The sequence below is a fragment of the Leuconostoc falkenbergense genome (assembly GCF_045801155.1).
Classification (GTDB): domain Bacteria; phylum Bacillota; class Bacilli; order Lactobacillales; family Lactobacillaceae; genus Leuconostoc; species Leuconostoc falkenbergense.
This window is the reverse complement of sequence record NZ_CP174386.1, coordinates 424,682-445,606: the sequence shown is the minus strand read 5'-3', so window position 1 is coordinate 445,606 and position 20,925 is coordinate 424,682. Positions and strand designations below refer to the sequence as shown.

General features: G+C 40.2%; 18 protein-coding genes and 1 tRNA gene. 11 read left to right on the top strand and 8 right to left on the bottom strand.

The genetic code is table 11. The features are described from left to right. The first annotated feature begins 109 nt into the window (after positions 1-109). Positions 110-1,114, top strand: coding sequence for a sugar transferase (locus ACI3ES_RS02250; protein ID WP_114666383.1), 1,005 nt, complete (start codon positions 110-112; stop codon positions 1,112-1,114). 10 nt (positions 1,115-1,124) lie between these two features. On the opposite strand, the gene ACI3ES_RS02245 is transcribed toward ACI3ES_RS02250, so the two are convergent. The 4 genes from ACI3ES_RS02245 to ACI3ES_RS02230 form a co-directional block, all read right to left on the bottom strand. Beyond that, positions 1,125-2,462, bottom strand: coding sequence for a PTS sugar transporter subunit IIC (locus ACI3ES_RS02245; RefSeq protein ID WP_010278635.1), 1,338 nt, complete (start codon positions 2,460-2,462; stop codon positions 1,125-1,127). A 234-nt stretch (positions 2,463-2,696) separates the two neighbouring features. After that, positions 2,697-3,140: a chemotaxis protein gene (locus ACI3ES_RS02240; protein ID WP_142511287.1), complete on the bottom strand. Its 444-nt coding sequence runs from the start codon at positions 3,138-3,140 to the stop codon at positions 2,697-2,699. A 7-nt stretch (positions 3,141-3,147) separates the two neighbouring features. Next, positions 3,148-5,811 (bottom strand): cation-translocating P-type ATPase, encoded by a 2,664-nt coding sequence (locus ACI3ES_RS02235; protein WP_114666381.1) that lies wholly within the window; start codon positions 5,809-5,811, stop codon positions 3,148-3,150. 254 nt (positions 5,812-6,065) lie between these two features. Further along, on the bottom strand, positions 6,066-7,913 hold the full coding sequence (locus ACI3ES_RS02230) for a DUF2207 family protein (protein WP_407632014.1): 1,848 nt from the start codon (positions 7,911-7,913) through the stop codon (positions 6,066-6,068). Positions 7,914-8,059: 146 nt separating this feature from the next. Here ACI3ES_RS02230 and ACI3ES_RS02225 point away from each other — a divergent pair, with 146 nt between their 5' ends. The 6 genes from ACI3ES_RS02225 (at position 8,060) to ACI3ES_RS02200 (ending at position 14,037) form a co-directional block, all read left to right on the top strand. After that, positions 8,060-8,716 (top strand): YoaK family protein, encoded by a 657-nt coding sequence (locus ACI3ES_RS02225; RefSeq protein WP_004915779.1) that lies wholly within the window; start codon positions 8,060-8,062, stop codon positions 8,714-8,716. Between the two features lie 432 nt (positions 8,717-9,148). Beyond that, a complete protein-coding gene (locus tag ACI3ES_RS02220; RefSeq protein ID WP_114666379.1) occupies positions 9,149-9,994 on the top strand; it encodes a MetQ/NlpA family ABC transporter substrate-binding protein in 846 nt (281 codons plus the stop codon). A gap of 45 nt (positions 9,995-10,039) precedes the next feature. Continuing rightward, positions 10,040-10,879 carry a MetQ/NlpA family ABC transporter substrate-binding protein gene (locus ACI3ES_RS02215; protein WP_142511288.1) on the top strand — a complete coding sequence of 280 codons (840 nt, stop codon included), beginning with the start codon at positions 10,040-10,042 and terminating at the stop codon, positions 10,877-10,879. Positions 10,880-10,928: 49 nt separating this feature from the next. Continuing rightward, the gene (locus tag ACI3ES_RS02210) at positions 10,929-12,260 is read left to right on the top strand and encodes a M20/M25/M40 family metallo-hydrolase (protein WP_317212047.1); all 1,332 of its coding nucleotides are present in this window, start codon (positions 10,929-10,931) and stop codon (positions 12,258-12,260) included. After that, positions 12,257-13,345, top strand: coding sequence for a methionine ABC transporter ATP-binding protein (locus tag ACI3ES_RS02205; protein WP_142511289.1), 1,089 nt, complete (start codon positions 12,257-12,259; stop codon positions 13,343-13,345). Before ACI3ES_RS02210 ends, ACI3ES_RS02205 begins: the two co-directional genes overlap by 4 nt. Next, complete coding sequence (locus ACI3ES_RS02200; RefSeq protein WP_010278514.1) at positions 13,342-14,037, top strand: methionine ABC transporter permease; 696 nt, start codon at positions 13,342-13,344, stop codon at positions 14,035-14,037. Before ACI3ES_RS02205 ends, ACI3ES_RS02200 begins: the two co-directional genes overlap by 4 nt. Positions 14,038-14,071: 34 nt before the next feature. On the opposite strand, the gene ACI3ES_RS02195 is transcribed toward ACI3ES_RS02200, so the two are convergent. The 3 genes from ACI3ES_RS02195 to ACI3ES_RS02185 form a co-directional block, all read right to left on the bottom strand. After that, positions 14,072-14,770: a GntR family transcriptional regulator gene (locus tag ACI3ES_RS02195; RefSeq protein WP_114666375.1), complete on the bottom strand. Its 699-nt coding sequence runs from the start codon at positions 14,768-14,770 to the stop codon at positions 14,072-14,074. After that, positions 14,770-15,912, bottom strand: a complete 1,143-nt coding sequence (gene nagA, locus ACI3ES_RS02190; RefSeq protein ID WP_114666374.1) for an N-acetylglucosamine-6-phosphate deacetylase — start codon at positions 15,910-15,912, stop codon at positions 14,770-14,772. Before nagA ends, ACI3ES_RS02195 begins: the two co-directional genes overlap by 1 nt. A 149-nt stretch (positions 15,913-16,061) precedes the next feature. Then, a complete protein-coding gene (locus ACI3ES_RS02185; RefSeq protein WP_407632013.1) occupies positions 16,062-16,562 on the bottom strand; it encodes a phosphatidylglycerophosphatase A in 501 nt (166 codons plus the stop codon). A 313-nt stretch (positions 16,563-16,875) separates the two neighbouring features. Here ACI3ES_RS02185 and ACI3ES_RS02180 point away from each other — a divergent pair. The 4 genes from ACI3ES_RS02180 (at position 16,876) to ACI3ES_RS02165 (ending at position 19,653) form a co-directional block, all read left to right on the top strand. After that, positions 16,876-16,947 (top strand) — tRNA-Gln (locus ACI3ES_RS02180). A gap of 160 nt (positions 16,948-17,107) precedes the next feature. Continuing rightward, positions 17,108-17,854 carry an NrtR DNA-binding winged helix domain-containing protein gene (locus ACI3ES_RS02175; protein WP_114666373.1) on the top strand — a complete coding sequence of 249 codons (747 nt, stop codon included), beginning with the start codon at positions 17,108-17,110 and terminating at the stop codon, positions 17,852-17,854. Between the two features lie 74 nt (positions 17,855-17,928). Continuing rightward, positions 17,929-19,089 (top strand): MFS transporter, encoded by a 1,161-nt coding sequence (locus ACI3ES_RS02170; RefSeq protein ID WP_114666372.1) that lies wholly within the window; start codon positions 17,929-17,931, stop codon positions 19,087-19,089. Positions 19,090-19,104: 15 nt separating this feature from the next. Continuing rightward, complete coding sequence (locus ACI3ES_RS02165; RefSeq protein ID WP_114666371.1) at positions 19,105-19,653, top strand: folate family ECF transporter S component; 549 nt, start codon at positions 19,105-19,107, stop codon at positions 19,651-19,653. 146 nt (positions 19,654-19,799) lie between these two features. On the opposite strand, the gene alr is transcribed toward ACI3ES_RS02165, so the two are convergent. Further along, complete coding sequence (gene alr, locus ACI3ES_RS02160; protein WP_142511291.1) at positions 19,800-20,921, bottom strand: alanine racemase; 1,122 nt, start codon at positions 20,919-20,921, stop codon at positions 19,800-19,802. Positions 20,922-20,925 lie beyond the last annotated feature (4 nt).

Below are 20,925 nucleotides of genomic sequence, written 5' to 3'. Positions count from 1 at the left end.
TTTGGTTAAAAAGACAACTAATTGCCGAATATTGCAATTATCTTTCTAATATAGTTCGGATTTTAATTAATTTTCAAAAAAATGGTTCGGATTTTGGTATAATATCGCTATGACTTACTTCATCACGCACACAATTGAACCATGGATGCCACCAGGTGCTTTAAAAGCAAAATCAGATTATGCTCAAATTGCTCAGAAACAAGGTTGGACAATTTTACCTATTGCCCGCTACAATGATGTTCGTTTTGACAATGAAACGCGACAGAACCATATTAAAACTTGGCTTAACGCTGTCAAAGCAGATGATATTGTAATTCATCAATTCCCTAGCTATATGAGTTGCCATTTTGAGCAACAGTGGGTACAGGAGATTAATAACCGTTCCGCACACAGTATTGTTTTAATTCATGATATTGAACCACTTCGCCTGGTCAAAACCGATGCTTGGGAATTGTCTGTTTTAAAGCAGTACAATACTATTATTGTTCATTCAGAGGCCATGGCTAACGCCCTTAGAGGTATGGGCATCAACTCAAACTTCATTATTCAACCTTTATTTGATTATCTTGGGGAAGTCGACAAATTAGCTTCATATAGCCACCTCATTAACTTTGCTGGTACTTTTCAAAAGTCACCTTGGCTAAAAGATTACGACGGGCCACAAATCAACTTATTTGGCTCTGTTCCCAAAAAATGGCGTGATTTTGTTTTCCCTAATCAGGTTAGTTACCATGGTAATTTTGACCCTGATGATATTTTAAACCAACTTACCTCTGGATTTGGTTTGATATGGGATAATGATTTTGAAGACAAAACATATCAAAGCTACACTAAATACAACGCACCACACAAAGCGAGTCTTTATCTTAGAGCAGGATTACCTTTAATTGCTTGGCAAAAAAGTGCCCTTGCCACTATTATCAAAAAATATAACATCGGTTTGTCCATCAACAGTCTCAATGAGCTCAATCATATCAGCGACATATCCCCCAACCAATATCAAACATGGCAAGCAAATATTCAACCCATAGCGTCGCAACTCGCTCAAGGTTCATTTACCCAAAAAATATTGATTACGATTCAAAATAAAAGCTTTAATCAAAAATTTGATTAAAGCTTTTATACTATCCAACAACAGCGTCGCTATCAGCTTGCTTTTCTTCATCCAAAAGCGCTTTATCAAACACTTTGAAGAACGGAATCCAAATTAATAGATCCAAGAGAATCAAAACGATTTGTAACACCGCCCCAGAAATACTTGAGGTTGCCAAGAAACCAGAAATCACTGGTGGCATCGTCCAGGGTACAGGTGTACCTGTTGTACGTGCAACTAATCCTGATGACATCGCAAAATATGAAATCAAGACATTCATCACTGGCACAATCAGGAACGGTACGATTAAGTAAACATTCAATACAACTGGCAAACCAAACATTGTCGGCTCATTAATGTTAAAGATACCAGGCACTAATGTTAGTGGTCGCATTGCTTTATTTTGCTTTGATTTTGCAAAAATAGCGAGTGCAATAATCAAACCTAACGTCGCACCACCACCACCAATATAGACAAAGTTATCCATAAATGGCTGTGTAATAACTTCTGGTAATGCTTTACCTGCTTTCGCTGCGTCAACGTTTTCTTGCATCAATTGCAAGAAGATAGGTGACATAATAGCACCAACTAAGTTACCACCGTGAATTCCAATGAACCAGAATAGCGACACAAGCACCGCTACCACAATTGCACCAATTAATGAACCACCAAACGCTTTTAGTGGATCACCCAAAATCATTTGTAAAATATTGTGAATAGATACCAAGCCAGTTGCTTGGAATAGCGCATAAAGCAAGGCCCAGAGCAAAATAATCACAAATCCAGGAATTAATGCCGCAAATGAATGTCCAACGGCTGGTGGTACTGAATCAGGCATTTTGATGGTAATGTTATGATTTAAGAACCAAGCATAAATGGCTGCTGACACCAGTCCAATAATAATCGCTGCAAACATACCGTTAGCGTTTGTTGCTGAATATGCAATTCCTTGGTCGGCAATTGCGACTTTAGCACCCCACGCTTGGTTGCCGTTAGCACCATTTAAATATGGTGTCGAAACGAAATAACCACCAAGTGCTAAGACACCTGCTGAAATACCATCAGCCTTTGGTGATAGCAACTTGGCATAATTGGAAGCGATACCAACGACTGAAACGATACCGACTAAGTAAAACGTACCGTAAATGATTTTCACCAACCAATTTAAGACACCATTAGCAGTAATCCATGTCACCCACATATCATTAGGGGTTGGAAAATTACGAATAATCATCGCCAAAGATCCGACCAAAATCAGAGGCATCGCCAAGGCGATACCATCACGAATAGCATTCAGTGCCTTAATAGATGATAGTTTCGCGCCAATCGGCACCAAATTTTTCTGTAACCAATCTGTTATTCTCTGCATGAAAGTCTCCTCCACTTCATGTTGGATGCAATGAAAAAATATGTGAAGCGTCATTTTTTACTTCATGAGTGGCATCCATTTAAGTTGTGCTTCGTCTTTATCTTATCATGTAAACGCTTTCATGTCACGGTTTAAATCACTTTTGTGATGAAATTCTTTGAAAAAATAACTAGACCAAAAAGAGGATAAGCACCATTCAATGTGGTGTTTATCCTCTTTTTGGTCTAGACCGATTTACATTTGTGAAGTCATTATTTTTGATACATTTGTCTGTACTTTGTTCAAATATTGAGCTTGATCAGCCTCAGATTGTTCATATTTATCATCATCGATTGTTTGATCGGCTACATTTAGTGAATCGCTCATCAACGCTGTTGCTTGAGCGTACAATTCATAATTCTTTGCTAATGACTTATGCACACCCAAAATACGAATTGGTGCTTGTGCAGCATTTAAACGAGCAGCATTCTCTTGATAACTCGTCACTGCGTCTTCAAACTCGGCTTTAATTTCAGCGAATTCTGCTGCAGGAATGTCAGTTACCTTGTTCTCTTGTTTTGCATCATCTAATTTAGTAAAAAATGGTGCCACGCGATCAGCTGTTTCCTGAGTTGCTGTTAAAACTTGTTGCAAAGTCTGCACATAAACTTGTGCTTGTTTGGGATTAAATTTTGCCAATGTTCTATTATCCTTTTTTGAAAATTGTTCGTTGAACCAATTTTACCAGTTCCACAATCACAATGATACTAATTCCCGCAACTAACACAATTGCCCATTGATAAGTATCCAAATGCGAGACGTGGAACAATGGGTTCAAAGGCGGAATCACCACAACAGCTGCCATGACTACAAGTGATCCTAATAATGCCCAGTTGAACATCTTGTTTCTAAAGGCCTGTGGCCCAAACATAGAACCGTACACCGACTTAACGTTAATCGCGTTAAACATTTGCATCAATCCGAGTGTCATAAATGCCATAGTCAAAGCATCTTGGTGCGCCAAATGGCTCTCCGCATGAACGGGTGCTGCCAAAGCAAAACCATACACACTCAACACAATAACAGCTTGCAAAATACCTTGCCAAATAATAGCGGGACCAACGCCACCAGACAAGAAACTAGCACCACGACCACGAGGACTGCGTTTCATCACACCCTTTTCTGCTGGTTCAATACCTAAGGCAATCGCTGGCAAAGTATCGGTTACCAAGTTAATCCACAGAATCATAATTGGCGCTAAAATATTCCAACCCAAAAGTGTCATCACAAAGATTGAAATCACTTCCGCTAAGTTAGAAGCTAACAAGTACTGTAATGCTTTTTGAATATTAGCAAAGACCTTACGACCTTCCTCAACAGCATGCACAATCGTTGCAAAGTTATCATCAGCCAAAACCATGTCAGAAGCACCTTTAGAAACTTCTGTTCCAGTAATACCCATTGCAATACCGATATCAGCAGCTTTCAAAGCCGGCGCATCGTTAACACCATCCCCAGTCATCGCGACAACTTTGCCTTTTTTCTGCCAAGCATTGACAATTTTAACTTTGTGTTCTGGCGCAACACGAGCATAGACATTATAGCGAGTGACATTTTCCGCGAATTCGGCTTCACTCATCGCGTCAATATCAGAACCAGAAATAACGGCAGTATCAATGTCTTTCTCATCCAAAATACCTAAACGAATCGCAATCGCAGCGGCTGTATCACGATGGTCACCCGTGATCATCATTGGCCGAATACCAGCAGCTTTTGCTTCGGCAACAGCCTGTGCAACTTCTGGTCTTTCTGGGTCAATCATGCCCACAAAACCAGTAAATACCAAATCATTTTCAACAACTTGTGTCGTCATCTCAGTAGGCATTTCATCAACTAATTTGTAAGCAAATCCTAACACACGCAACGCTTGCGTTGCCAGCTCAGAATTAATTCCCAGCAGTTTAGCACGAATATCATCGCTCAATTCAACAATTTGACCGGACATTTCAATCTGTGTAGCACGCTTTAATAATTCATCGGGTGCACCCTTCACCGTAATAATATAACCATTGGGTGCCGGATGAACCGTTGACATCAACTTACGTTCTGAATCAAAGGGTAATTCTGCAACTCGTGGCATCTCGTTAAATAACTTGTCAATATCACGATCATGCTTTTCATTGAAAGCAATTAATGCCGTTTCGGTTGGATCACCAACCAAACCATTTTCTGTACGCTTTGTATCGTTGTTCAATGCCAAAATATCAGCTAATCTGGCATACGTATCAGTCAATTCTCCTGCGTTATCAGCGTCTGAAATTTCAGCATCAACCACGAGCTTTTCGACTGTCATTTTGTTCTGCGTTAACGTTCCTGTTTTATCAGAACCGATAATATCAGTTGAGCCTAATGTTTCAACGGCTGGCAACTTACGAACGAGAGCATGACGCGAAGCCATACGTGTGGTACCTAGTGCTAATGTGATTGTCACAATCGCTGGCAAACCTTCTGGAATAGCTGCAACAGCCAGAGAGATAGAGGTCAACAGCATATCAATAATGGTCTCTCTACCACGCAACAAACCAACAACAAACGTTACCACAGCAATTCCTAAAATCAAATAAGTCAAAACTTGACCTAACTTGACCAAATTTGCCTGCAATGGTGTCTTGGTTTCATCGGCTGCCTCTAACATGCCGGCAATGTGCCCAATTTCCGTTTGCATTCCCGTACCTGTTACGACACCAACACCACGGCCATAAGTCACGTTAGTATTCATAAATCCAAGGTTGGTACGATCACCCAGCGGCAAATCACTGTCTACAAGTGTATCAGCAATTTTATCAACCGGTACTGACTCACCAGTCAATGAGGCTTCTTCAACTTGAAGAGAAGCTGATTCAATTAAACGTAAATCAGCTGGCACAATGTCTCCAGCCTCCAGACGGACAACATCACCCACAACCAAATCCGTTGATTTCACAGACATTTCCTTGCCATCACGAATGACGTTTGCATTAGGGGTAGACATTTCTTTCAACGCATTGATGGCATCTTCGGCCTTGGCTTCTTGGAAAACACCAAAAACAGCGTTGATAATGACAATGGCCAAAATGAAGATGGCGTCAACCAGTTCACCTGTAAACGCCGCCACGATTGCGGCAGCTAACAAGATAGCAATCATCAAATCCTTAAACTGGTTGATGAATTTCTGAACTAAACTAGTTGATTTTGCTTCGTTCAACTGGTTAGGACCATTTTTTTCAAAGCGCTCCTTTGCCTCTTGACCTGTCAAACCGATTTTTGCATCAGTTTTTAATGCTACCAAAACATCCGTACTGTCTTGGTTATATAACGGCTTATCTGCCATCGAAATTCTCCTTATACGCTTGAGGTTAAGCTAAGACTAACAAAATGAAAAGACCCATGCAAACGCAAATAAACGTTTACATGAGTCTCACTGTTTAATGCTGAACCGGCGCATAGCGCGATATAAAACATTGCTGTTTTGCTTTGACGATTCAGCCACGAACATTTCGTCAGTTACTCCCTCAGAAATTAACTTATACATATAGTATAACAAATTTTTTTGAAAAATGTTGTTTAATTTATGACCATTCGATGTTAAAATGCACCACCGCCGCCGCCACCAGCGCCACCGGATGACCCGCCAGAAAAGCTGCCACCGCCACCACTCACGTTACTACTTGATTGGAAGGCACCATCTTGATTAATACTAGTGACAAAACCATCACTCCAGTCGCTACCATACAAATAATATGGTACAAACAACAATGTATTATCAGTATTCCAATCCATGTCTTTAGCCCAAATTTTCATTTGATTAGCGACATTCTTGGCTTCCCCAAAGATGACTGCATAAGCTAAAATTTTATCCCACAATTGGACGTCTAGCACCTGCTTGTCTTGTAAGTGTGCAATATCATGTAACATTTTTTTAAATCCTTGCCACTGCCATTGTTCCTGCATACCGTCTGGTACAGTGAAGAAAATCGTTTTTTGAGTAGCAGTCAATAATAACGTTACAAGCGCTACGACGCTCTCAATGACAATAATGGCCCAGATACTCGACACTTGTGTTTGGTCAGCAATAATTCCTAACACAACTGCTGAAATCACTGATAATACAATTAAACCACCCAACGCCATTGTTTTGGCATCAGTCGCTTTTTGCGTAGCAATTTTGTCAACAATGCGTGTCTGTTGCTCTGCTTTGGCTAATGCTTGCTTGAAAGCGCCAATTCGTTTTCTAATACTTTTTGAAACGGGTGATTGTTTCTTTTTAAAATCGCCATGACGGACTAAATCACGATTTTTGCCAAAAATCATTCTCACAAAAGATAATTCAAATGGTTGCAAGCCATTTTCATCAGTCACTTGATAGGTAATCTCATCTGGTCGCTTCATGTCTTGATAAGTCATTGTTATTTTATGACGGGCCACTAAATCAAGCAACGTTGCCACGACAATTTTGGCGTCATCGGACTTTTCTGCTAATCGCTCAGCAATTAATGCCGGTCCAAGATCGTTTGGTAAATCAAAAATATGGACTGGTTCACCAGTAGTACCGCTTTTTTGTTTTGCCAAATTCTGTTGATAACGCACTTTTTTGTTTTGCCAAAATACGATAAACAGTACTATCACAAACAGAATTGGTGAAACCAAGAAAGCAATAATCATCATCCAAAAAACAAATCGGTTATGTTTAACCACGATCGCTGCTTCTTGCTGGTTAATCAGTTTCGCACGTTTGCCAGAGCGACGTAATTGATTAAGCGGTGTCTGATTGCTGTCAAAATACATGTGAATTTCTAATGATTCATCTGCCGAAACAGTATCACTCATCGCAATCACTTCACCTTGTGCTTTATCTAGCTTAACATCTCCTTTTGCCCGACTATGCACCCAAGCTTTTAGTTGTTTAGGTGATTTTTTAGGCAATTTAATAACCAACTTTGCCTTGTCTAAATCAACATCCCAGTCAGAAATCGGTCGCCAATTAATCTCATCAACATCGTCCCAATTTGTGACCAACCCCTTTAAAACATACTGATAAGTGACAACTAACTTATCATTCTCTCGAACTGGATAATACACTTTTTCTTTAACTGCGTTTGACGTTTTTGTTTCAACGTAACCGGTTTGCGCCGCACCTTGTCTTGGCTGAATGACTGTCGGAGCTTGGCCATTTACTGAAACTTGGATTGATTTTAAGCCACCCCACGTCAGTGCTGACGCTTTTTTACCTGCTGCCAAACCTTCTCGCATAACCACGCCATGCATATCATCATCAAACGAATAGCTCACCTGCTTAGTCACATTAGCGTCACCATTAGGCTGAATTGCAACTGTTTGCTGCCAATTAGTTATCTCATAGTCATCATCCGCTGAAACCTGTTGTATGCCAAACATAGCAAACAACAAAGTCAGTATTAAAAATCGCCACTTCATCTCATTCTCCCCTAATTCTTTGTTCCCATTATATCAAAAAAGGCATTCACCATTAGGAGAATTAGATAATTAAAGGTTTTATTGCCTAAAATAATGTCAAAGTGCTAAAGTGGAAAGATACGCAACGATTATTTAGGGAGACAATAATGCTTACAACACAACACCCCATTCACGAACGATTGCCAATTGGCTTACTACTAGCGATGAATTCTGGATTTGTTGACGCTTACACATTTCAATATCATGAGTCACGTTTTGCTAGTCTACAAACAGGTAACCTCATTCAGGCTGGATTCAATTTAGCCCATGGACGCTTTGGCGCCAGCATGATTTTTATTTGGCCAATTCTTTTTTTCACTATTGGTGCCGCCTGCAATACAATTCTGAAAAAGCGATGGCCTGAAGGACGTTTGTCCCTTCAACAGCACAGTATTTTACTTGAATTTATTGGTATTACGGCCATCGTTGCCATGCACCAGTACTTGAGCAGTACATTTTTCATTGCTTTTTTGTCTTTCTTTCTAGCCATTCAACTTGATTCCTTTCCTAAATTACAAGGTCTTCCGTTCACAAGCGTCATGTCAACAGGCAATTTACGCAGTATCGGCACTAACGTTACCAACTTTTTCTACACTGGGGACAAACAATTTTTGAGCAATACTTTTCATTTTCTTTGGCTCGTTCTAGCGTTTCTATTTGGCGCTTTCATTTCAGGGCTATTGGCTCAGGCACTAGGCACCTACGCCCTATTTGGTGCCAGCTTAATTGTATTGATTGTCTTTGGCTTACTATTCAAAAAATAAAAACTATTGACATTAGAATGAATGGGATGTAATATTATCTATAACGATTTTTAGAATGAAACGAATTGAACAGGAAAGTAACAGTTTATCAAAGCCAAGAAAGCTAACGGGAGATGTGAGTTAGCGTGCGTGCGATTGTGAAAATGACCTGTGATTGGTGCAGACGAATCGGTTTACCGTTTAGTTTGTAACGATTTGGCCCCCGTTAACGGGCACACCATTCGGCTAGGATCATTTCCCGATGCCCGATGGTTAGTGAGCAACTATTTGGTAACAAATAGTCCAAACTCAGAATGGTATCGCGCTTACGGTAAGCCGCTTCTGTATTTATAAAGTACAGAAGCGGCTTTTTTGATTGAAAAAATAGCTTGTTCATCGCCATTCTAAAAATCAGGAATTATCATTTAGAGAAAACAGGGAGAAATACGTATCATGAGTAAAACAACTAAATGGCTTGTTGGTGGTGTGGCTGTTGTCGCTATCGCCGGCATTGCTTACGCCAGCTTTGGTCAAAAAACCAAAACAACTTCAAAAACCGTCACCATCGGTATTATGTCAGGTTCAAAACAAGATGCCAAAATCTGGAATACAGTTAAAAAAACTGCCAAAGATCAGTATGGTATCACGTTAAAGTTCAAAGAATTTACTGACTACTCACAGCCTAACAAAGCGCTTGCGTCTGGGGACATTGATTTAAATGCCTTTCAACACTACGCTTTCCTAGCACAGTCAAACAAATCAACAGGTGACAAAATCGTGTCAATTGGTGATACTGTCATTTCACCAATCCGTTTGTATTCAAAGACATATACAAAAGTCTCACAGTACAAGTCAGGTGACACCATTTCTGTTCCTAACGATCCCAGCAATGAAAGTCGCGCGCTTTATGTTTTAAAAGCAGCAGGATTAATTGATCTCAAATCTGGTTTAACCCTAGCAACTGTTAAGGATATTACCAAGAATCCAAAAAATCTCAAAATTAAAGAATTAGCCGCCGACCAAACAGCTCGCTCACTCTCAGATGTGCAAGGTGCAGTGGTCAATGGTACTTATGCCGATTCTGCTGGTTTAGATTATAAAAAAGCTATCTTTGTTGAACCCTTGAACAAAAATTCTCATCAATGGGTCAACATTATTGCCGCTAACAAAAAAGACAAGAACAACGCCACTTACAAAAAAGTAGTTAAAGCCTACCAAACAGAAGCCACTAAAAAAGCCATTAACAAGCAATATGATGGTGTTGAACTAGCTGCTTGGGACGCTGATTTTAGTAAATAAGAATGTGATTCGAGGTTAACTCATCACTATTATGAGGAAAATATTATGAGTAAAAAAACAAATTGGATTATCGGCGGTATCGCTGTTGTCATTGTTGCTGGTGCTATTTATACATTTGGCCATGGTAGTAAAAGTCAATCAAAGACTGTTACGATTGGTGTTATGGCTGGATCAAAGGAAGAAGATCAAATCTGGGATGCCGCCATCAAGACCGCAAAAGACAAATATGGCATCACTTTAAAAACAAAAAAATTCACCGACTATTCACAGCCTAACAAAGCATTGGCCGACGGTGATATTGATTTGAATGCCTTCCAAAACTATCCATTTTTAGCCAACTGGAATAAAACATACAAAACAAATATTGTTTCAATTGGTGACACTTGGACAACACCTTTGCGCTTATATTCTAAATCATATAAGAAAACATCTGAATTTAAAACAGGTGATCAAATCGTTGTGCCTAATGATGTCACTAATGAAAACCGTGGCATTCATTTATTAGCTGAAGCTGGTTTAATTAAAATCAAAGATACTAATACGGCAACGCCAAAGGATATTACATCAAATCCTAAAAAACTACAAATCACACCAATTGACGCGTCACAGACAGCCAAGTCGTTAGACGATCCCAAAATCGCCGGTGCAGTCATTAACACTAACTATGCTATTTCTGCCAAATTAGACATTGATTCAGCAATTTATGTTGAAGGGCTTAACAAAGACAGTGAACAGTACTTCAACTTTATCGCCGCTAACAAGAAAGATAAGAACAACGAGACCTATAAAAAAGTCGTGAAATCATTACAAACTGCCGAAACTAAGCGTTTGGTTAAAAAGTTCTATGGTACAGCTGAAATCACTGTTTGGGATTATAAAAAGTAATACATGCGCTTTTGCGCGTACATAGTTGTTGCGGGAGGACTAATAATACATGAGTATCAGAACACAATATTTAGTGCTATTGCGTGATTTGGTTGCATTGCCTAGTGTTTCAGCAAAACATGAATCACTACCAGAAACTGCTAAATTAATTGCGGATGCACTACGCGGTTTAGGAGCGGAAGTTTTATATGATGATACCTACTTTGCACCCTTTATCATTGGCAAATTAACTAGTGCTGTTTCCAATGCGCCAACAGTTATCATTTATAATCATTACGATGTTCAACCAGCAGAACCACTTGACTTGTGGGACAGCAATCCTTGGCAGCTGACAGAAAAAGATGGTAAGTTATATGGCCGTGGCGTCGATGATGACAAAGGTAACTTGACAGCAAGACTTACTGCCGTGGCAGAGTATTTATCTGAACATAACAATCAGCTACCGATTAATATTACCTTTATTATAGAAGGTTCTGAAGAAACGTCCTCTCAACATCTCGACGATTATTTGGCTAAGTATCAGCAACATCTATCCGGTGACCTTGTTATCTGGGAATCGGGTGGTAAAAATGCCAATGAGGAAGTAGAGATATTTGGTGGTAACAAAGGGATTGTGACTTTTGATGTCAGCGCGAAAACAGCTAGTCATGATTTGCATTCGTCACTAGCCGCTGTTGTAGATTCTGCTGCTTGGCGTTTGACACAAGCGCTTGCCACATTGTACGATGACAATGGTCACATTAACGTGTCAGGATTTTATGATGATGTTACACCCCCTAATCATCGTGAGATACAGTTGGTATCAGCATTGCCGCTAACACATGCAGCATTAGTTGCGCAACATCAAATCACTGTACCACTTTTGACTGACAAAACTGGGGATGATTTGAAGTCAACTTTGTATTTTTCACCTACACTCAACATTGAGGGTATTGACAGTGGCTACGTTGGTGAAGGTGTAAAAACTGTCTTACCGGCCAAAGCATCAGCCAAACTTGAAGCACGTTTGGTTCCGGGAATGGATCCTGACAAAACGCTCCTTCAAATTAAACAACACTTCCAAAGCCGTGGTTTTTCTGATATTCTGGTGACTAAGACATTGGGGCAGCCTGGTTATCGTAGTGACATGTCAGACCCAGAAATTTTACGTGTTATTGATGTCACAGCGCATTACTACAAAGCGCAACCTGTTGTTATCCCAACATCCCCCGGCACTGGTCCTATGTATTATATTCATGAGGCATTGGGTGCCCCAATTGCCAGTTTAGGAATTGGTTATGCCAATACAAACGACCACGCACCAAATGAAAATATTCGCCTAGATGACTACAATCAACACATTGACGTCATTAAAGCACTAATTAGGAGTTATGAAAAATGACAGAAGAACCAATTATTAAACTAGACAATATCAATGTCACTTTCCATCAAAAAAAGCGGACAATCACTGCTGTTAATAATGTGACTGTTCACGTTAATCGTGGGGATGTATACGGTATTGTTGGTTATTCCGGCGCTGGTAAATCAACCCTTGTTCGCGTTATTAATTTGTTGCAAGAGCCAACTAGTGGTTCTGTGATTGTGAATAACGAAACATTTTTCCAAGCAACAGATGAAAATGCTAAAAAAACAATCATTGGTGGTAACGACTTACGTGATAGGCGCCGCAAAATCGGCATGATTTTTCAACACTTTAATCTACTCAACGAACGGACAGTCACTGAAAACGTCGCGTTTGCCCTACAACATAGTTCATTAAAAGAAGACGAAAAAAAGGCAAAAGTAGCAGAATTGCTTGAGCTAGTTGATTTATCAGATCGCGCTGACCAATTTCCTGCTCAATTATCAGGTGGGCAAAAGCAACGTGTTGCCATTGCCCGCGCCTTGGCAAATGACCCAGAAATTCTAATTTCTGATGAAGCTACTTCAGCTTTGGATCCTAAAACAACCAATCAAATTTTGGCGTTGCTCAAAAAACTCAATCAAGAATTTGGTTTGACGATTGTTTTAATTACGCACGAAATGCAGGCTGTTAAAGAAATTGCTAACAAAGTTTCGGTCATGCAAGATGGTGAAATTATTGAAAGTGGTTCGCTATTAGAAATATTTGCGCAACCAAAAGAACAGCTCACACGTGAATTTATTGAGACGGCTACCAATATTGATAAAGCAATTGAAACAATTAGTCATGAAGCGCTTGTTCACAATTTAAAAGATAACGAAGTCTTTGCTCGCCTTTCTTATGTTGGGGACACAACCGATGAACCGCTGATTGCAGGGCTATTCCGTGATTTTAATGTTACCGCTAATATTTTGTACGGCAACATTGAGATTTTGCAAGAAACTCCTGTTGGCTCATTGTTGGTTATCTTATCAGGAGAAACATCACAACTGCAAGCTGCACTCGGTACACTGCGTGACCACCATGTGACAGTTGAACTTATTAAAGGAGGCCAATCATTATGAATCAATGGTTTGCACACACTTTCCCTAATGTAATATATCAAGGCTGGGGTGGCGACACTGGTTGGTGGACCGCAATTGTACAAACGCTGTACATGACATTTTGGTCTGCTATTTTTGGTGGCCTTTTGGGTCTAATTTTCGGTATTGGTCTTATTATTACCGCGCCAAATGGTATTGCCCCAAGTAAGACATGGTTTTGGATTTTTGATAAAATTGTGTCCTTCTTCCGTGCCTTACCATTCATCATTTTGTTGGCGGCTATTGCACCTGTCACCAAAATTATTGTTGGTACACAAATTGGCACAACCGCAGCGCTTGTGCCATTATCTCTTGGCGTCTTTCCATTCTATGCACGACAAGTTCAAGTTGCTTTATCAGAAGTTAGCGGTGGTATCGTCGAAGCTGCACAATCAGTTGGTGCATCTTTTTGGGATATTGTGTTTGGCGTTTACTTACGCGAAGGCCGTTCCGAACTGGTTCGTGTTTCAACCGTCACTTTAATTAGTTTAATTGGCTTAACGGCCATGGCTGGTGCCATTGGTGCTGGTGGTTTAGGAAATATGGCTATTTCGTATGGTTATAATCGTTTTGCCACTGATACAACGCTAGTCGCAACATTGTTAGTTTTGATTCTAGTCTTAGTAGTACAAGTCATTGGTGATATTCTTGTTAAACGACTCAATCATAAATAATAAAAAGCTGATATCAATCAAGATATCAGCTTTTTTAACGTGTAATTGTCATTTCAAAGCGTTCACCAACATAAAATGAACGTGAATACTCAAACGGCATATCATTTTGATCATATGAAACTTGACGTACTGACAGAATTGGATCACCACGCTTAATATGGAGTAATTCTGACAAGCGTTCGTTGGCTAAACTCGCCGTGATTGTTTGCTCAGCGCGACCCGGATTAATGCCTGCCTGCTCCAGCGTTGCATACAACGATTGCGTTAATTGACTACGTGTAAATGCTTCAACTAATTTAACCGGCAAGGTTGTCTGTTCCAACAAAATAGGTTCATCATCACCTAAACGCAGACGTTCCATAACCAATACTTCATCAGTCTCCGATAGTTGTAAGTGCTCCATTTCCGAAGCAGATGGTGTTGTTGTTTTATAACTGACAGTCACCGTGCGTGCTCGTCTTCCTGTTGCAGCCATTAACTCCGTGAAACTTGTGACACCGAGCGCACGTTCAGAGACTTTCTTTTCAGCAACATAGGTTCCCGAACCCACCTTACGTTCTAAAATGCCTTCGTCCACCAACGTCTGAATTGCTTGACGCAAAGTCATCCGCGACACATCAAATTCCAGTGCCAAATCACGCTCAGCGGGCAAACGTTTTTGAGCTTCCCACTCACCAGCTTCTATTCGTGACAATATTTGATTGTGAATTTCGATGTAACGCGGTTTAGCCATTAATTCTCCCTTGCGAAGCGACGACCAAGTGAGTATGTCGCTTGTAATTCCATGTCTTGATTAAAAATATTAAAATCAGCATCTTTACTTGCTGACAAATCACCTTTTTGTGTCAAACCAAACTCACGCGCTTGATTGACCGAACTCATTTGTACAGCATCGCTAATATCAGCACTTGTAAAGCGTTGAATATTAGCAAAAGCATCATCATAGGCTAAAACAGAACCGGCTAAATGTCCATTTTCTAAGCGTGCTTGTTTGTCTTTAACAATTACTTTTTGTCCGCCCAATTCTGATTCGCCATTGCCTAATCCTTCGGCGCGCATTGAGTCAGTCACCAAATCAAGACGTTGTGCCCCTTTGACTTTGAAAGCCAATTGCAGCATATCAGGAACAACATGGAAACCATCAGCGATTAATTCACCTGTGATTGATTCTTCAAGCATACCATGACCTGTAACACCTGGTTCACGATGGTGTAATGGCCGTTGTGCATTATACAAATGTGTTATGTGAGTAGCACGGGAATGCCGCAATTGTTCACGAGTTGCATTAGAATGGCCAATTGATGGCACAATATGATGTTGCAACATGAATGCCTCAAAATCAGGCAACCCACCATTTTCAGGCGCATAAGTTACCAAGCGTATGCGTTCGCCAGAAAGTGCATACCACTTTTTGAGTAATTCAGTGTTTGGATCAATAATATATTTTTCAGGCTGTGCACCCATAAAAACTTTGTTAATAAAAGGGCCTTCCAAGTGAATTCCTTGAATCACTGGATTTGTCTTAGCAACTTGATCGATTGTCTTCAACGCACGTTCAATATTTTCAGGTGATTGCGTCATTGTCGTTGGAAATAGTGACGTAATGCCTTCCGTCACCATTTTATTGACCATCTCGTTAAGCTTGTCGGGATCACCGTCCATCGTGTCTAAACCGTAACCACCATGCTTATGAACATCAATGAATCCTGGCACAACCAGTTGACCAGTTGCCTCGTCAATGACCTCATCGTCAGCTCGCGCTGTGAAATCAACCATGTAGCCAACTTCCTCAATTGTGTCAGTGAAGCGCATGTATGCGTCTGGCATATGCTTATAGCCTGTATACAAGTCAATATTCTTAATTAATTTTGCCATATCATCACGTGGTACGGCGTGTTAGACGCCGCAGCACTTTCCTCCTCTAGCCTTTATAATTTAAGTATAATTGGTCTAGACCTATTTTGCAAATATTTTATATAATTGACAATGAAAAAAACGCCTCAGCGTTAGTTTCTGATTCGTGATTAGTTTTCAACCATTCCTGCCGCGAATTTATGAGCTACCTTAGAAGCCGCGGCTGCTGCTAAAGCACCCACAATATCATCTGCAAATGTCGTCACTGCTTCGCTTGTTTTTCCCTTGCGATCAAGCTCGCCAACCAGTCCAACTTTTAGTTTGTCGATGTAACCATAGTTCGTCACACCAATCGTATCAAATGACATAGCAATTGCGGTTCCGATTGTCTCATCAACGCCAAACAAGCCATCATCATGTTCGACTAAATCTTGCAGCGGTGCTTCTAGTAAATGTTCTTCAGCCAAGCGATCTAATTCAAGTCCAACCCATACTTGGTGCTGAACAACGCGCTTATGTAAAATACTTTCCACCGCAGCTTCCACTTGTGCAAGTGTCAGACCTGCCACGTATGATTGTTCATTATCATAAGCAATTTGGGCGATATCTGTCACCGTAATATGGTGCTGTGCTAATTTTTTAATTGTGTTGTCGTAAGTTGCATACTGCATGTGTTTGCCCCCTTCTGTGTTTTTCTAGTATACCGAAATTTAATTTTGAAAGCTATCATGAAGACAAATACTGTCACAACAACATTTTGATATTATCAAATCACGCCGATTAATGTCACAAATGAAACGATTATTTTTTCATTATTCTAACTGAAAGATTAATTTACTGTGATTGGCTCCTATGATATTTTCAAAACCAGGACACGAAACTTTCACTTTTTGAATCGCAACTGAATGCTTGAACAAAATAGCAATTGTTTCAAAAATACTGCTTGCAAAAGAGAGACATTTTCTGTAAAATATATAGAGTAATTGCCCCTTGGCCAAGCGGTAAGGCGGTGGCTTCTGGTGCCACTACGCGCTGGTTCGAATCCAGCAGGGGCAATTTTAAAAAGGTAATCAACTTTGAGTTGGTTGCCTTTTTCATTGACACAATGTGCGTGGTGGCACCATTGTTGCCATGAGTGTTCCATTAAATCAAGACGCTGGTTACGCCCATTTCACTTGAAATTAAGATATAATATGCCCTAGGAGGTTTTCCATTCATGCCAGAAATTATTTCTCGACCCATTGTCACGGTAACAAATGTTATTTGGAGTTATGATTTTACAACCGAAGAAGTTGTGGTACTCTTGGCTAAAAAAGCAGACGAACCTTTTAAAGGTTATTGGAGCTTACCTGAAACATTTTTAAGATCCACAGAGGATGCTGATTCAGCAGCTCTAAGACTTATCTCAGACAAAATTGGTGTCCAACTGGATAGTTTTCATACTGAACAACTCGCAACTTTTTCATCAGTGGTTCGCACTAAATCAGACCGTCAGCTTGCGTTAGCATACATGAGTTTTTTGCCAAAAATGCCAGAGCTGACGCCAGGTGTTGGTGCTGTAAATGTTGCTTGGGTCCCAGTCAAAGCTCTACAAAATAACTTTTATTTAGTTCATCCCGAGTTCTCTATTAAATTACCGAATACCACACCAAATGATTTTTATCAAAATCTGACCGTTCAAAGTAACCAGTCACAATTAGCTTTTGATCATGAATTGATTATTCAAACTGCCATCACTCGTGTTCGAAACAAACTTGATTACGCGCCGTCGATTCTAAGAATCCTTGGCAACCACTTTACACTCAAAAATGCGCGTAAAATCTATGCTAATTTTCTTGGTATCTCCGAATCAGCAATTGATAATTCCAATTTTCGAAAAACTCATGATCATCTTTTTTTTGAAACTGGTGCTGTTACCACAGTGGGAAAAGGACGCCCAGCAAAGCTCTATCAATTAAAGTAAAATTGACTTTTAATTAATATCATGATATTCTTAACTCCAATAAAAGTATTTAATACTTAAAAGGGAGTTTTTTTATGTGGTCATCTTTTACACGAAAAACGTTATTAATTATCGGTACCGCTTGGCTATTTGATGCACTGGATGTGGCTTTGCTGTCATTTATCATGCCAATGGTAAAAGCACAATGGCATCTAGAAGCCACTCAAACTGGCCTATTGTCTTCTGTGACAGCTATTGGTATGGCTTTTGGTGCCATATTGTTCGGTAAAGCTGCCGACCACTTTGGTCGAAAAAACGTCTTAACAGCCAGTCTTATCTTATTTTCTCTGGGTAATTTAGCATTAGCATTTTCCCCCAATTATCATTGGTTTTTAGTTATTCGTTTCATAGTTGGTCTCGGTCTGGGCGGCGAATTACCTGTGGCCGCAACTTATTTGGCTGACCATTTTAAAGGAACCGTACAATCGCGCTTATTAATTCTAGCAGATAGTTTTTGGGCAGTGGGTTGGCTCATTGCATCCGTATTAGCATTCTTTTTTGCTAATAGCCTTGGCTGGCGTGGCCTATTAATACTAACCGCAGTTCCTGTCTTGTTTGCCCTAATTTTGCGCAGCAGACTCACTGATGCACCAACACTGTCAAAGAAATCACCCACTTTAATCACAAGTTTAAAAGTTAATTTGAACTATCAAACTATTCTATTATGGTTGACTTGGCTAATGGTGATGTTTAGTTACTATGGTATGTTTATGTGGCTGCCAACAATTTTAGCCAGCCGCGGTAACACTTTGGTGACTGGTTTTGGCTATACTGTTCTCATTACACTTGCACAATTACCTGGTTATTTTGTTGCAGCGTGGTTAATGGGAAAAATACAAGTACGTTGGGTCTTCATCATTTACATGTTAGGGACGGCATTGAGCGCTTTTGCCTTTGGGCAAGCTGCTGGCATGACTGCAACCCTACTATTCGGCAGCTTGCTCTCATTTTTTAATCTTGGTGCTTACGGCACAATTATTGCAATGACTCCGGTTCAATACTTATCGGAATATCGTGGTACTATGACCGGTATTGCCCAAGGAATCGGCCGTTTAGGTGCCGTGGTTGGACCTTTATTTGTTGGCTGGTTGTTAGATTATCATGTTTCTGTTAACCATATTTTTACTATTTTCATGATTTCTCTCTTTATTGGCGCACTGGCTGCAGTTTTTTTGCCTGATCGCATGAAAGCATAAAAGGATATTATGAGCATGTTGAAAGATTATTATACATTTAAAAGCCCAAAATTGACGATACAAGTGCTGACAATTGCAGCATTGATGTTAGCACTTGATATCATATTATGGAAAATTAGTATCGGCCCTAGCTATTTTCAAGTAGCTTTAGGATTTATTTCAATGGGTCTAATGGGCTATTTTCTTGGTCCGTGGTTGGCCGGCACAGTTGAATTGATGTCCGACTTTTTAAGTAGCACCGTTTTTGGTGGTTCATCTGCTTTTGCTTGGCAATTCTTAATAGGCGCTTTCCTAGGTGGCGTGGTGTATGGCGTGTTGCTTCATGGGTACAAATGGTCATGGATTAACATCGTCGTCGCCCACTTAATAATTCTTGGCCCCATCAGTCTTTTACTCGATACTACAATTGTTTCTTTTGTTTACCATATAGACTGGCGTGTCGTGTTCATCACACGCGCTGTTCGTAACTTCTTTACATTTTTCATTGAAACATTTGTATTAATCAGTATACTAAAAGGAATTGAAGCCAATAGATTTTTGAGAGAAATCAAGCATAATTTGTAATACCATAGTCAATAATTTTTGCTATCAGCCTAAACATGCGGATTAATTTATAAAACGTCACATTCTCAATTAGTTGATATTATTGTTGATCTTGATAGTTGGTGCCGTACTTTTTACCCATGACTATTGTCTACTGCTTACCATGATTATGGCACGATGATACGCTGCAAACGTGGCGCAAAATTATTCATCAGTGCAACAATACTAACACTTGAATACTGAGCCAAATCAGGCAAAGTCACTGATTGAGCCCCAACACTGCCAATTAACGTCACTTGAACACCAATATTAACTGGCTTATCGACAAAAATCATCGTCTGGTCCATCGCCACACCACCAGCGATATGTCCGACTTGTCCATCAGCTATTAAAACGCGCATACCATCAGCATTAAATGGATAACCGTCTGAATGCCCAATCGGAATCGTTAACAACCACCCGTCGTGTTTCGCGCGATAATCTGCACCATATCCCACCGCTTCCCCAGCTTTAATCGGTTTGCTAAAAATAACTTCAGCGGTTAGTGCAAGTACAGGTTCCAGTTCAAACGGCATCGGCATGGTTGGTTCAGATGAATCAATGCCAAATAAGCCAACACCTAAACGCACAATATCAGTATCAACTTTATCAGCGTACCAAGTGGCCATACCAGTATTAGCGAAGTGTTGTTCCTTGGGTTGTGCAGGTAAATTCTGAGTTAAACGTTGCCATTCTGATATTTGAAAATCAACATACGTCTCATTCGGTGTATCTGCCGTAGCAAAATGTGTCCAGAGGCTTTGAAATTCTAATTGTTTCGAAACAACTGCTTCTTGAATCGCTAATACCAATTGATCACGTTCTTTGAAACCAATACGATTAAGTCCTGTATCAACCGGCAACGATACTTTCAGGTGTAATGATGTGTCAGCTAAAACTTTGGCCGCTTGTTGAATAGTCGCTAGTGAACTAAATGCCAACGTAATATCTCTTTGTGCGGCTATACGGACAAACTGCGGATCCGTGAGGCCTAACACATCAATGGGCTGTTGATAGCCCAAATCGCGTAATGCTAAGGCTTCATCCAGCATCGCCACGCCAAAACGAGTTGCGCCAGATTGGATACTCAACATCGCCATTTCTGGTAAACCATGAGAAAACGCATTGGCTTTCAAGACAGCCATCACTTGTTGTGCATGAGCATGATTTTTGATGACTGCCACATTGTGCGCAACAGCTGAGCGAGATAAGCTCACTTGTGCATGACGATGCAATGCTACGTAATTCATATTG